This window comes from Streptomyces sp. NPDC088794, from assembly GCF_044750545.1.
Taxonomy (GTDB): Bacteria; Actinomycetota; Actinomycetes; order Streptomycetales; family Streptomycetaceae; genus Streptomyces.
In genome coordinates this window covers 176632-189805 of record NZ_JBIVKB010000002.1, presented here as the reverse complement: position 1 = coordinate 189805, position 13174 = coordinate 176632, and the positions used below count along the sequence as shown (strand labels likewise).

10 protein-coding genes are annotated in these 13174 nt (G+C 73.6%); 8 read left to right on the top strand and 2 right to left on the bottom strand.

Going from position 1 to position 13174, the window contains the following annotated elements:
• Window positions 1-4 precede the first annotated feature (4 nt).
• Window positions 5-913, bottom strand: a complete 909-nt coding sequence (locus ACIP6U_RS05410; protein WP_401713345.1) for a LysR family transcriptional regulator — start codon at window positions 911-913, stop codon at window positions 5-7.
• A 99-nt stretch (window positions 914-1012) separates the two neighbouring features.
• On the opposite strand from ACIP6U_RS05410, the gene ACIP6U_RS05405 reads away from it, so the two are divergent.
• The 8 genes from ACIP6U_RS05405 to ACIP6U_RS05370 all read left to right on the top strand — a co-directional run bounded on the left by ACIP6U_RS05405 (window position 1013) and on the right by ACIP6U_RS05370 (window position 11198).
• A complete protein-coding gene (locus ACIP6U_RS05405; RefSeq protein WP_401713343.1) occupies window positions 1013-1873 on the top strand; it encodes an SDR family NAD(P)-dependent oxidoreductase in 861 nt (286 codons plus the stop codon).
• A gap of 253 nt (window positions 1874-2126) precedes the next feature.
• A complete protein-coding gene (locus tag ACIP6U_RS05400; protein ID WP_401713340.1) occupies window positions 2127-4334 on the top strand; it encodes a DEAD/DEAH box helicase in 2208 nt (735 codons plus the stop codon).
• A gap of 108 nt (window positions 4335-4442) precedes the next feature.
• The gene (locus tag ACIP6U_RS05395) at window positions 4443-5627 is read left to right on the top strand and encodes a DUF4190 domain-containing protein (protein ID WP_401713337.1); all 1185 of its coding nucleotides are present in this window, start codon (window positions 4443-4445) and stop codon (window positions 5625-5627) included.
• 147 nt (window positions 5628-5774) lie between these two features.
• On the top strand, window positions 5775-6527 hold the full coding sequence (locus tag ACIP6U_RS05390) for a GntR family transcriptional regulator (protein ID WP_401713334.1): 753 nt from the start codon (window positions 5775-5777) through the stop codon (window positions 6525-6527).
• A 350-nt stretch (window positions 6528-6877) separates the two neighbouring features.
• On the top strand, window positions 6878-7078 hold the full coding sequence (locus tag ACIP6U_RS05385; protein ID WP_401713331.1) for an SPOR domain-containing protein: 201 nt from the start codon (window positions 6878-6880) through the stop codon (window positions 7076-7078).
• Window positions 7079-7141: 63 nt separating this feature from the next.
• Window positions 7142-7555, top strand: coding sequence for a (deoxy)nucleoside triphosphate pyrophosphohydrolase (locus ACIP6U_RS05380; RefSeq protein WP_401713328.1), 414 nt, complete (start codon window positions 7142-7144; stop codon window positions 7553-7555).
• Between the two features lie 148 nt (window positions 7556-7703).
• Entirely contained in the window at window positions 7704-8165 is a 462-nt protein-coding gene (locus tag ACIP6U_RS05375) for an ATP-binding protein (RefSeq protein ID WP_401713325.1), read from the top strand.
• Window positions 8166-8495: 330 nt separating this feature from the next.
• Window positions 8496-11198 (top strand): SpoIIE family protein phosphatase, encoded by a 2703-nt coding sequence (locus ACIP6U_RS05370; protein WP_401713322.1) that lies wholly within the window; start codon window positions 8496-8498, stop codon window positions 11196-11198.
• A gap of 90 nt (window positions 11199-11288) precedes the next feature.
• On the opposite strand, the gene ACIP6U_RS05365 is transcribed toward ACIP6U_RS05370, so the two are convergent.
• The gene (locus tag ACIP6U_RS05365) at window positions 11289-13091 is read right to left on the bottom strand and encodes a hypothetical protein (RefSeq protein ID WP_401713320.1); all 1803 of its coding nucleotides are present in this window, start codon (window positions 13089-13091) and stop codon (window positions 11289-11291) included.
• Between the last annotated feature and the right edge of the window lie 83 nt (window positions 13092-13174).

The following is a 13174-nucleotide window of genomic DNA, read 5'->3' as shown; positions in this document are numbered from 1 at the left end:
GGCGCTACGCGTCGCCCTTCACGTGCCGGCAGACCTCCGCGTACGCCCGTACCAGGGGCCGGTCGTCGTCCCGGCGCCAGGCGAGGGCGTAACGGCTGGGGGAGATGCCGCGCACCGGGCGGGTGACGACGTCGCCCAGGGTGATGAGCGGGGCGTTGCCCGCGGCCACCAGGCAGATGCCGAGGCCCGCGACGAGGGCCTCGTACGTCTCCTCCGTGCCCGCGACCTCCGCGCCGATCCGGGGCGGGCGGCCGCCGCGGTCGGACAGGGCGAGCCAGTGGTCGCGCAGCGGGCCCGCGCTGTGCGGGAGGGCGAGGAAGGGCTCGTCGGCCAGGTCGGCGAAGTCGATCCCGGCGCGGGCGGCGAGCGGGTGGGTGCGGGGGAGGGCGACCAGGCGGGGCTCCTCGGCGACGACCGTCCACGCGTAGCGGGTCTCGTCGGGCAACGGCAGCCAGACGAAGGCGACATCGGCGTCCCCGGCCGCCAGGCCCGCGGTCGGATCCTCCCAACTCACCTGGCGCAGCCGCACGACCGCCTCGGGGTGCGCGGCCGTGAAGCGGGAGCGGATCGCGGGCAGCAGGCCGCCGCGGCCCGGGCTGGTGCTCATGCCCACCACCAGCGTGCTGCGCTCCGCGGCCCGCGCCTCGGCCACCGCGACCGCGGCCTCGGCCCAGTCGGCCAACACCCGGCGCGCGTACGGCAGGAGCGCCGCGCCCGCCGCCGTGAGCGCGACCCCGTGCCGGTCGCGGCGCAGCAGCTCGATGCCCAACTGCCGTTCCAGGGACCGGATCTGCTTGCTCAGCGCGGGCTGCGAGACGTAGAGCAGCTCGGCCGCGCGCGTGAAGTGCAGTTCCTCGGCCACCGTGACGAAGTAACGCAGGTCCCGCACATGTACGTCCGTGGTCATGCCCATCGGTTATCACCGAAGGTCTTGGACGGGCAACCACCCCTGGCGGCACGGTGGTTCACGGACGACCCAGTGACGGGGACGGGGATGGGGACGGAGAACGACATGAACAAGGTGTGGCTGGTGACCGGCGCGAGCAGCGGGCTCGGCCGGGCGCTCGTGGAAGCGGCCGTGGCCGACGGTGACGTGGTGATCGGCGCGGCGCGCCGGCCCGAGGCCATGGCCGACCTCGTGGCCGCCCACCCCGACCAGGTGGAGGCGCTCCGGCTCGACGTCGCCGACACGACCGCCGCGGAGCCCGCGGTACGGGACGTGGTCGCGCGGCACGGACGGATCGACGTCCTGGTCAACAACGCGGGCCGCGGCCATGTCGGCGCCTTCGAGGAGACCACCGACGAGGAACTGCGCGACCTCTTCGACGTGCACGTGTTCGGCCCGGCGGCGCTGGTCCGCGCGGTCCTGCCCCACATGCGCGCGCGGCGCTCCGGCGCGATCGTGCAGATGAGCAGCCAGGGCGGGCAGACCTCCTACCCCGGCTTCTCGGCCTACAGCGGCAGCAAGTTCGCCCTGGAGGGCATGTCCGAGGCGCTCGTCGGCGAGGTCGCGGAGTACGGCATCAAGGTCCTCGTCGTGGAGCCGGGTGCCTTCCGTACGTCGTTGTACGACGGGACGCGGGCCAGTGCCGACAGCCGTGTGTACGCCACGGTGGGCGGCACGCGCGCGATGGTGCGGGCCGGCTTCGACGGCGAGGCGGGCGACCCGGCCAAGGCGGCGGCCCTGATCCTGGCCGCCCTGGAATCGGGCAGCACCCCGCTCCGGCTGCCCCTGGGCGACGACGGCGTCAGCGCGGTCCTGGACCACCTCGACCAGGTGCGCGAGGAGGTCGAGACCTGGCAGAAGCGCACCAGGGCGACGGGGTTTCACGACTCGGGTGACTTGGGCGGCAGGGGTGACACAGACGATTGACGAGTCGGATCAGTCGGATCAGTCGGATCAGTCGGATCAGTGGGATCAGACGGATCAGGTGAATCGGGTGGATCGGTTGGGTCGGTGGGATACGTCCGTGGATGAGCCGACCTTCGCCGCAGGGCGCTCACCGAAGCTCCCCGGCCTGGTGCGGCTGGCCTTGTCCGTGCAGGGTTGAGCGCCGGGGGCACCCCGATGTCAGTCCCCGGTGCCAAGATGGGCGTAACGGGGCGGACGGCGGATGAGGGGCGCAATGGCGCGGGGCGAGGAGGTGGCGGGGGCGTCGGAGACGGACGCGCCGGTGGGGCGGCGGGCCCGGGGGGTGTTCGCGGAGGGCACGCGGCTGTACGGGGCCGCGCGTGCCGTGCTCGACGATCACGCCCGCGCGCTGGAGGCCGTGCGGTCCGCGATGGCGCCGCTGCGGGACGAGCTCGTCGCCGAGGCGCTCGGGTCCATCCCGGTCGCCCGGCTCAAGGACGCCACCGAGGGCCGGCTGCGGCTGGCGGCCGTCGAGGCGGCGGGGCTGACCACCGTGCGCGCGGTGCACGACGCGAGCCGGTACGACCTGCGCCAGATTCCCGGCGTCGGCGCGCAGACCGCCGACCAGGTGCTCGCCGCCGCCCGGCAGATCGCCCGCGAGGTCGAGCAGACCGTCGCGGTCCGGGTCGACGTCGATCACCCCGAACCCCGCACCACCGCCCTCGTCGTCGCCCTGCACCGACTGGTCGAGGCCGGACCCGAGCTGCGCCGCGCCGTGGACACCGCCGCACGCCTCGACCGCAGACTCCGCGAACTGCTGCCCGCCGCCCGCCCGGCGACGAGCCGGGTCCGCCTCGCGCTCGCCGGCCGCCGCCGCAGAGAGGCCGCCCTCGCGGCGACGGCGGAGCTGCGCGAGCTGACCTCCGGGCCCGCCGCCCGCAGCACCGGCCTCCAACTGGCCCAGGCCTCCACCGACCTGCTGCGCGGCCCGGCCGCCGACATCGAGGCCTGGGTCGACTTCGAGCTGCGGTCCGCCGAGTACTACAGCCAGCTCGCCGAGGCCGGCGAGCACAGCAGCGACGAGGCCGCCGCCGAGGGCTTCCTGCCGGCGGACGTCGCCGAGCGGGTGCGCGCCCAGCCGCTGGACGACACCCACCGCCGGGTCTCGCTGCGCGGCTACCAGTCCTTCGGCGCCCGGTTCGCCCTCGCCCAGCGCCGGGTCGTCCTCGGCGACGAGATGGGCCTGGGCAAGACCGTCCAGGCCATCGCCGCGCTGGCCCACCTCGCCGCGCGCGGGGACAGCCACTTCCTGGTGGTCTGCCCGGCCAGCGTGCTGATCAACTGGACCCGCGAGATCGGCTCCCGCAGCACGCTCCGGGCCCTGCCGGTGCACGGCCCGGACCGCCAGGACGCCTTCGCCGAGTGGCGCGAGCGCGGCGGCGTCGCCCTCACCACCTTCGACGTGCTGCACACCCTGCCCGCCCCGAACGGCACCGGGCCCGCGATGCTCGTCGTCGACGAGGCGCACTACGTGAAGAACCCCGACACCCGCCGCGCCCGCGCGATCGCCGGCTGGACCGGGCAGTGCGACCGCGTCCTGTTCCTCACCGGCACCCCCATGGAGAACCGCGTCGAGGAGTTCCGCGCCCTGGTCCGCTATCTCCGCCCTGAGCTGGTTCCGCAGATACGCGACAGCGCCGCGGTGGCCGGCCCGTACGCCTTCCGCAAGTCCGTCGCGCCCGCCTACCTGCGCCGCAATCAGCAGGACGTGCTCACCGAGTTGCCCGCGCTGCTCCAGGTCGACGAGTGGGAGGCGTTCGGCGCCGCGGACCGGCTGGCCTACCGCGCGGCCGTCGCCGAGGGGAACTTCATGGCGATGCGCCGAGCCGCCTACGTCGACGCGGAGAAGTCCGCGAAGCTCCAGCGGCTGCGCGAACTGGTCGCGGAGGCCGCGGCGAACGACCTCAAGGTGGTCGTGTTCTCCTACTTCCGCGATGTCCTGGAAACGGTCCGACAGGCCCTGCCGGAGCCGCAGTTCGGGCCCGTATCCGGCTCCGTCCCGGCCGCCCGCAGACAGCGGATGGTCGACGAGTTCACGGCCGCCGAGGGACACGCGGTGCTGCTGTCGCAGATCGAGGCCGGCGGCGTCGGGCTCAACCTCCAGGCCGCGTCCGTGGTGATCCTGTGCGAGCCGCAGGTCAAACCCACCCTGGAACACCAGGCCGTGGCCCGCGCCCACCGCATGGGCCAGGTCCGCCCGGTCCAGGTGCACCGCCTGCTCGCGACCGACAGCGTGGACGAACGCCTGCTGCGCATCCTGGAGAACAAGACCCGCCTCTTCGACGCCTACGCCCGCCGCAGCGACACCGCCGAGTCCACCCCGGACGCCATCGACGTCACCGACGGCGGCATCGCACGCCGGATCGTCGAGGAGGAGCAGCGCAGACTGGCGGGCGAGCCGGTCAAGGAGCCGACGGACTGACCTGCGCGGACCAGGGGCCGGGCCCCATTCCGCCCCCGCCCGTCTCCCGCTTACCATGCGCCAGTCGTACGACCGTTCAGCACAGCCCACCCCAGGAGCGCGGCACTCTTGTCCATACCCCCGCCCCCAGGGCCCCCGCAGCCCCAAGGGCCGTACCAGCAGGGCCCCTACGGCTACCCGTACCCGCAGCAGCCCTGGGGCCAGGGCCAGGGCCCGTACGGTCCGTACGGGCAGCCCGCCCCCGTCAACGGCGTGGCCATCGCCTCCCTGGTGCTCGGCATCCTGTGCTGCGTCCCGGGCGTCGGGCTCGTGCTGGGTCTGGTCGCGCTCGCGCAGATCAAGCGGAAGGGCGAGCGGGGCAGGGGGATGGCCGTCACCGGGTCCGCGCTGTCGGCCTTCGGCCTCACGCTGTGGGTCCTGGTGCTGGCCACCGGCGGCCTGAACGACATGTGGGACGGTGTCAAGGACACCGCCCGCGACAACGGCAGCGCCTACACCCTCGCCAAGGGCGAGTGCTTCGACACCCCCAGCGGCTCCCTGGAGGGCTTCGCCTACGACGTCGATCAGGTGACCTGCGCGGGCGAGCACGACGGCGAGGTCTTCGCGGCCCTCCGGATACCCGGGTACGGGGACTCCGCCGCCTACCCCGGGGACGACAAGGTCACCGACATCGCCGACACGCGCTGCTACGCGCTCCGCTACGACTACGCCATGGACCAGTGGGCCGTACCGGACTACGTCGACATCTACTACCTGACCCCGACCCGGGACAGTTGGCGGCTGGGCGACCGCGAGATCACCTGCGTGTTCGGCAACACCGACGAGACGGCGAGCCTGACCGGGTCGCTGCGCAACGACGCGGCGAACCTGGACGCCGACCAGCGCGCCTATCTCATGGCCGTCAACCTCGGGAACAGGGCCATGGACGGCCAGCCCGTGGACAGCCCCGACGACGACCTCGCGGCCAACCGGAAGTGGGCGGACCGGATGGCGACCGCGCTCACCCAGGAGGCACGTCAGCTGCGCGGTCACCGCTGGCCGGCCGGGGCGGACAAGCCGGTCGGGAAGGTCGCGGCGGAGCTGGGGACCATCCGGCAGGAGTGGGAGCGGGCGGCGGCGGCCGAGGACGCGGACGCCTTCTACGTGTCGTACGACCGGATCCTGACGCTCTCCACGCCGGACCACTCCCTCACCGCCCGCGAAGCTCTGGGCCTGGCCACCACCCCGCCCTCGGACGGGGACACGGACGGCGGCGGGGGCGACGGGGAAGGTGACTCCGGTCTTGAGGTGTGACGGCTCCCATAGCGGGGAGAAAGTGCCTGCGTAAAGGCTTTCCCCGGAACAAGTCATCACATCGGGTGATTCTCTGGCCTTTGCTTGCATGGTCGAACCCACGGTTGCCACGCTGTTGCTGTCTGTACAACCTGATGGGAGCGGCCAGTGACTTTCGGTGAGCAGCCGGCGTACCTGCGCGTCGCGGGTGATCTCCGCAAGAAGATCACCGACGGGTCGCTGCCACCGCACACCCGCCTGCCGTCCCAGGCCCGGATCCGCGAGGAGTACGGCGTCTCGGACACGGTCGCGCTGGAGGCCCGCAAGGTGCTGATGGCCGAGGGTCTGGTCGAGGGCCGCTCCGGCTCGGGGACGTATGTGCGCGAGCGGCCCGTGCCGCGCAGCGTCTCCCGCTCCGGCTACCGCCCGGACGGCGGGGCCACGCCGTTCCGCCAGGAGCAGGCCGACGGCGAGACGCGTGGCACGTGGGAGTCGCGCAGCGAGCAGGCCGAGGCGAGCGGCGCCGTCGCCGAGCGGCTCGGGCTGCACCCCGGCGACCGCGTGATGTGCACGCGCTACGTGTTCCGGGAGGCCGGCGAGGCGATGATGCTCTCCACCTCCTGGGAGCCCCTCGCGGTCACCGGCCGCACACCGGTGATGCTCCCCGAGGAGGGCCCGCTGGGCGGCATGGGCGTCGTCGAGCGCATGGCAGCGATCGACGTGATCGTGGACAACGTCACCGAGGAGGTCGGCGCCCGCCCCGGCCTCGCCGAGGAGCTGCACGCCCTGGGGGGCGTCCCCGGACATGTCGTCCTGGTCATCCAGCGCACGTTCTACGCCTCGGGCCGCCCCGTCGAGACCGCGGACGTGGTGGTCCCGGCCGACCGCTACCGGATCTCGTACCACCTGCCGGTGAAGTAGCGCACACCTTTGCGGCGCCCGCCCCCGCGGGCCCCGGTCCGTACCCCCGCCGCGCGCCCCTGCGACCCCGTCGACCGCCGGTGGAATCCGGTCGTTCTCGCAGGTCGCTCACGACTGCCCGAGATGCCCCTGACCGGATGCGTCGGTGGCCGCGGGCGGCGCGTACCGTGTCGCGCGCCCCCTTCACTCTGGCCGGTTGCGTACCTCTTTGTGAAAAGCCGTATTCGCTGCGTGAAGGTTAGGCGTAGGCTCGGGCATATGCGGATTGCGGTTTCCTTAGCGGGCGGGGCACAGCACGAGCCGCGGTTGGGCGGCGGAGCTGCTGGGGTGGGACGGAGGGGCGGGGCTTGATGAACGACGGCACGATCACTCTTCCCTGGCTCGTCATACGGCAGGACGACAACGGCAATCGCTACCGCGTCGGCAGGTACGCGACCCGGGCCGAGGCCCAGAAGATCGCGGACAGCCTCGACGACCGCGGACACAAGCAGCTGTACTGGGTCGAGCAGCTCGGCCAGAACGGACAGAGCGGTACGAGCACCGCCAACTGAGGCCCGCTGCCGGGCCGAACTCCAGGGAGGCCCGGATCTTCGGGCTCCCGTAGGCTCCCGCGCATGACGGAACGGATCGTGGTGGGGGCCGCCCTGCTCGACGGCGGTCGCCTGCTCGCCGCGCGCCGCAGCGCGCCCCCCGAACTTGCCGGGCGCTGGGAGCTGCCCGGCGGCAAGGTCGAGGAGGGCGAGGCGCCCGAGGCGGCCCTGGTGCGCGAGCTGCGCGAGGAACTCGGCGTGGACGCCGAGCCCGTCGAGCGCGTCCCCGGACAGTGGCCCCTGCGCCCGCCGTACGCCCTCCAGGTGTGGACCGCCCGGCTGCTCCCCGGCTCCGCGGGACCCGAGCCCCTCGAGGACCACGACGAGCTGCGCTGGCTGGGCCCGGGCGAGCTCTGGGACGTGGACTGGCTCGACCCCGACGTGCCCGCCGTCCGGGAAGTGGCTGCCCGGCTCGTGACGGGGTACGTGTCCGAGTAGCGACGGAGTACGCGTCCGGGTGGCGGGGGAACAGCGCGGGGTGCGGGGCGAGCGCGCGGCGAGACCGGGGCGCCCGGACCGGGCGCCCCCTACGCCGTTCGTGCCACAGTGCGCCGCTACGGACGGTACTGTGCGCCGGATATCGGGTATGTGCCCATTAACCCCACGAAACCGGACATGCGTGGGCTTGTCGGCCTGGGAAGTGATCGGCGTGAGCGACACCGAAGGCGAAGGCGCCGAGTGGAGCTTTCCCGCGGAGCCCGGCGCCGTCCGCAGCGCCCGCGCCGCCGTCCGCCGGCAACTGCACGAGTGGGACCTCGACACCCTCGGTGATCTCGCCGCGCTGCTGGTCAGCGAGCTGGTGACCAACTCCCTGCGGCACGCCACCGGCCCCATCGGCGTCCGTCTGGTCCGTCCCGATCGGCTCGGGGGCGTGCTGCTCGTGGAGGTCTCCGACCCGCTGCCCGACCCGCCCCGCGAGCGCGTGGCCCGCGCCGAGGACGAGAGCGGCCGGGGTCTGCAACTGGTCGCCCTCTCCTCGCGTCGCTGGGGCACCCGCCCCGGCGAGGCCGGCAAGACGGTGTGGTTCGAACTGGCGGTGCCCGGGTGAACCGCGCACCCGTCCCCGAGCGTGTCCTTCTGCGGATCCCGCGCACGAACCCTGTGCGCACGGGCCGGAACTGTCCGGCGGAACCCTGTACGGGGGCCTTCGCGCTGTCCAGTGGCTGGTTCAGGCCAGTGGCAGTTGTCGACGAGCGTGATTCGACGACGTGTGGGCTGGTTAGAAGACTGGAAGTGTTGTCACGGTCCGGACCGAAAACCGTCGGGACCGTGCTGTGATCGTGAACACCGTGTTGTGCGGCGCCGTAGTGCTGGATACTGCGGGCAGCCGCCCCCGGTGACCGGTGCCGGACGCGGTGAGCTGGAGGGGACGGTTCGCGTGAGCGAGATACCAGCGAAGGCCACGGGGTCCGAGGACCCGTCGGACGGCGCGAGGACGGAGGCCGCGGGTGATGCCGCGGCCGACGTGAGGCGTGGAGCCACGGGTGGCTCGGCGCTGTCCTCCTCCGGGTCCTTCTCCGGCGCGGGCCGGCACGACATCGGGTTCGGCTCCGACGAGGCGCCGCCCTACGACGCCATGTGGCAGAGCAGCCCGCCCGGCTCGATCTACGACTACATCAAGGTCGCGTCCTTCTCCATCGGCCCCGACGGGCTGGTCGACCAGTGGAGCCTGCGGGCCGAGCAGCTCTTCGGGATCCCCGCCGAGCACGCCGTGGGCATGGATCCCATCGAGGCGTTCATCGACTCCGACCTGCGCGAGCAGGGCCAGCGGAAGATGGCCGAGATCCTCGACGGGCGCGAGTGGACCGGAGTGGTCCCCTTCCGGGTGCCGGAGACGGTCGACGGCGAGGGCGGACGGGAGGGCCTCGCCGAGGTCTACGTCATGCCGACGCGGACCGAGGAGGGCGAGAAGGCCGCCGTCTGCATCGTCGTGGACGTGCGCACCCTGCGCAGCATCGAGACCGACCTCGCCGCCTCGCAGGCGATTTTCGGCCAATCTCCTTTCGGGTTTCTGCTGATCGACCCGGACCTGCGGGTCCGCCGCGCCAACATGCGGTTCGCCAGCCTCTTCGGCGGTACGCCCGACGACCACCGCGGCATGGGCGTGTCCGACTATCTGCCGCGCCCCGAGGCCGAGCGGGTCACCGCGACCCTGCGCCGCGTCCTGGAGACCGGCGACTCCATCACGGACATGCACGTCACCGGCTTCCTGCCGGGCTCCGACGAGCGCCGGCACTGGTCCATCAACCTCTACCGCGTGCACAGCGGCAGCGGCCGTCCCATCGGCATCGCCTGGCTCGGAACCGACATCACCGCCCGCCGTGCCGCCGCCCGGGAAGCGGCCGCCGCACGGCGCAATCTCGCCCTTCTGAACGAGGCCGGCGCCCGCATCGGCAACTCCCTCGACCTGGAGACCACGGCCCGCGAACTCCTCGACGTCGTCGTCCCCGGCTTCTGCGACCTCGCCACCGTCGACCTCTACCAGGGCCTGCTGGCCGGCGACGAGACCCCGCCGGGCCTCGCCGACGGCAGCGCGGAGCTGCGCCGGGTCGCGTTCGCCAGCGCCGTCTCGGACGCGCCGCTGCCCGGCTCAGGCGACCCGGTCCCGGTCGGCGCCGTGCACCACTTCTCGTTCAACTCGCTGTGCGCGGACGCCCTGCGCACCGCCCGCACGCAGAGCATCCCGCCCGAGGAGGGCGGTCTCGTCCAGTCCACGCTGGCCGTGCCGATGGTCGCCCACGACACCGTCGTAGGCCTCGCGCAGTTCGCGCGGACCAAGGGGAGCGAGCCGTTCGGGGACCGGGACCGGGATCTCGCCGTCGAGCTGGCCGCGCGGGCCGCGGTCTGTATCGACAACGCCCGGCTGTACCGGCGCGAGCACGAGCGGGCGCTGATACTGCAACGGTCGTTGCTGCCGCCCGGCGACCCGGTCGCCTCCGGCCTGGACATCGCCTGTCGCTATCTGCCCGGCAACTCCTCCGCCGACCGGCCCAGCGAGGTCGGCGGCGACTGGTTCGACGTCATCGAACTGCCCGGTCACCGCACGGCGTTGGTGGTCGGCGACGTCATGGGCCGCGGGTTGCGCGCGGCAGTCGCGATGGGCGAACTCCGCTCCGCCGTCCGCACGCTGGCCCTGCTCGACCTCGAACCGGCCGAGGTGCTCAGCGCGTTGGACGAGATCGCCCGCGGCCTCGGCGCCCCCGGCGGAGTCCAGCAGGCCACCCGTGCCGCGCGCCGCCCCCGCGAGGCCGACCTGTCCGAGGTGTACCTCGCGACCTGCGTCTACGCCGTCTACGACTCCGTCACCCGCCGCTGCACCTTCGCCAACGCGGGCCATCTGCCGCCCGTCCTGGTCGAACCCGGCGAGGACGCCCTGATGCTCGACGTGCCGCCGGGCATGCCGCTCGGGGTCGGCGGGGAGCCGTTCGAGGAGGTGGAGGTCGAACTGCCCGAGGGCGCGCTGCTCGCGCTCTACACGGATGGACTGGTCGAATCCCGCGACCACCCGCTCGACGAGGGCCTCCAGGCCTTCGTCGGCGCCCTCACGGACCCCACCCTCCCGCTGGAGGACGTCTGCGACCACGTCCTCAACACCCTCGACAGCCACCACGGCGAGGACGACATCGCCCTTCTCATGGCCCGCGTCCAAGGCCTGCCCGCCGACTCGGTCGGCGACTGGACCCTCCCGCGCGAGCCGCGCAGCGTCGGCAAGGCCCGCGAGTACGCCCGCGGGCAGCTGCTGACCTGGGACCTCGAACCGCTGGTCGACACGACGGAACTGCTCGTCAGCGAACTCGTCACCAACGCCCTCCGCTACGGCGAGGGCGACATCAGGCTCCGCCTCCTCCTCGACCGCACCCTCGTCTGCGAGGTCTGGGACTCCGGCCTGGTCCAGCCCCGCCGCCGCCGCGCCCGCGACACGGACGAGGGCGGCCGTGGTCTCCAGCTGGTGGGTCTCCTGAGCGCGGCCTGGGGCTCCCGCCGGACGCCTCGCGGCAAGACGGTGTGGTTCGAACTCCCGCTGCCGGACGGGGAGACGGGGCCTACGGATCCGGCGGAGGCGTTGCTGAGCCTCTTCTGACCGGTTCCCTCCGGGGGCAGGGCAGGGCAGGGCAGGGCAGGGCAGGGCAGGGGCAGGGGCAGAGGACAGGAGCAGGGGCGGTCGGCCGGGTCAGGGAAGGTCGGCGTCGTCGTGCCGGGCCCGGGTGCGCGGGCCGCCGAAGCTCGGGGGCGTGCCCCCGTCCAGCAGGACCTCGCCGAGGACCGCCCCCGCGAGCCCGCTCGCGTGCTCGGCCGCGCCCGCGACCGGATTGCCGTGCGCCCGCACGTCCCGCTCCGCGAGCGCACGGGCCTCGCGGGCCAGGGCGTCGGCGGCGAGCGGGTCGGCGGGCTCCGCGCCGAGCAGCCGTACCGCCTCCGCGAGCCGGGTCCGGGCGCCGGCACCGACGACACCCCGGTGCGTCGAGACGAAACCGTCCGCACCACGCACACTCGACCCCGCCACGAACGACGCGGCCACCGCCAGCACCCCGGCCGACCCGCCGGTGACCGGCAGCACCGCCCCCACGACCCTGCGCAGGGCGTCGACCGGGTCGTACGGCCCACCGGTCACCTCTTCCCGTACGGCGGCCAGGACGAGGTCGGCCCGGGAGAGGCGGGCGTGGAGCTCGGAGGGGGTGAGGGCGGGCGTGACCTGGGCGACGGCGCGGGGGCCGGTGTCCGCGAGCGACGCGGTGTCTTCGATGTCGGCCGACCGGCGGGTGACGGTGGCCGGGTTCCCTGGGGCTCCGGCGGCCTGCCCGGTCGACTGCTGCCGCGCCCGGGCGGAGACCGCGGGTGCTTGCTGCCGCGCCCCGGCGATCTCCTCGGGCGGATGTGCCCACGCGTCGCCGATTTCCCCTACGGGCGACTGCTTCCGTGTCCCGGCGCCCCGCCGCGGCGGACGTTTCTGGTCCCCCGCTGCCCGCGCGGCGCCCCGCGCCTCCGCCAGTTCCGCCTCCGCGCCCGTCAGTGCCGTCGGGAGCAGGTCCTCAGCTCTCGCCAGGTCGGTGGCCAGGTCGTCGACGGCGTCGATGAACTCGGCCGCCTGCGTCACCGCGCCCTCGGCCTCGCGCAGGTGGCGGATCGCTCGTCGGCTCTCGCCCCGGTAGGCGGTCTGGCGGGACTCGTTGAGGCGGGAGGTGGTGAAGACCAGGCGGTCCTTGGCGTGTTCGACGTAGCCCGTGACGCGGTCGACCGCCGCCGGGCCGTACCGGTCGCCGAGTTCCGTGAGCGTCGTCTCCGTGGCGCCGGTGCGGCCGGCCAGTTCCCGGAACCGGGTCTCCGCGATCTCCAGGGCTTCGCCCACGCCCCGCTCCAGCCCCCGCAGCCGGTCGAAGGCAGGGGTCTCGGCGTCCAGCACCCGCCCCGCCTCCTGGCACCGGCCGACGATGCCGGCGAGCGCGTGCCGCCGGGCCGTCCCGTCCTCCGGGACGCCGTCGTCGTACTGCCGGCGCATGCGGAACGCGGCCGAGAGTTCCGCCTCGGCGTCCCGCAGCACCTTCGTGAAGGGTTCGGCCGCCGGCTCTCCGAACCGTGCCGTCGCGAACCCGAGTTCCTCCCGGCTGGTGCGCACCCAGTCGTCGGCCTCGCTGAGCAACGCCCGTGCGCGCTCGTCGAGTTCGGGGATTGGGGGTTCGGCGGGGGAGGGGAGGGCGGATATTCGCGCGGGGGTGGTGCGGTTCTTCGCCCGGCGGGTGCGTCGTACGTATCCGTAGCCGGCGAGCACGATCGCGGCTCCCACGGCGACCAGCGGCAGCACCAGGTCGACGGTGGACTTCTCGTCCTCCGCCTGCGCGGCGGACGCGGTCTCGGGCGCTGTCGCCGTGTCCTGGGTCGTGCGGGCCGCCGGAACCGGCACGGCGGCGTTGATCGTCATCCCCGGCAGCACCAGCCACACCACCCCGGCGAAACCGCCCACCAGGGTGTGCACCACCCGCACGGATATATGAGCCCGCCCGGCCCGCCGCGGCCGACCTCGAATCAAGGATGACGTCACATTTCGGAGCGTATGAGCAG

What these genes read in the sequence shown, in the direction of transcription:
- ACIP6U_RS05410 (WP_401713345.1), bottom strand. Translation starts at nt 913, where the DNA reads ATGGGCATGACCACGGACGTACATGTGCGGGACCTGCGTTACTTCGTC.
- ACIP6U_RS05405 (WP_401713343.1), top strand. Translation starts at nt 1,013, where the DNA reads ATGAACAAGGTGTGGCTGGTGACCGGCGCGAGCAGCGGGCTCGGCCGG.
- ACIP6U_RS05400 (WP_401713340.1), top strand. Translation starts at nt 2,127, where the DNA reads ATGGCGCGGGGCGAGGAGGTGGCGGGGGCGTCGGAGACGGACGCGCCG.
- ACIP6U_RS05385 (WP_401713331.1), top strand. Translation starts at nt 6,878, where the DNA reads ATGAACGACGGCACGATCACTCTTCCCTGGCTCGTCATACGGCAGGAC.
- ACIP6U_RS05380 (WP_401713328.1), top strand. Translation starts at nt 7,142, where the DNA reads ATGACGGAACGGATCGTGGTGGGGGCCGCCCTGCTCGACGGCGGTCGC.
- ACIP6U_RS05375 (WP_401713325.1), top strand. Translation starts at nt 7,704, where the DNA reads ATGTGCCCATTAACCCCACGAAACCGGACATGCGTGGGCTTGTCGGCC.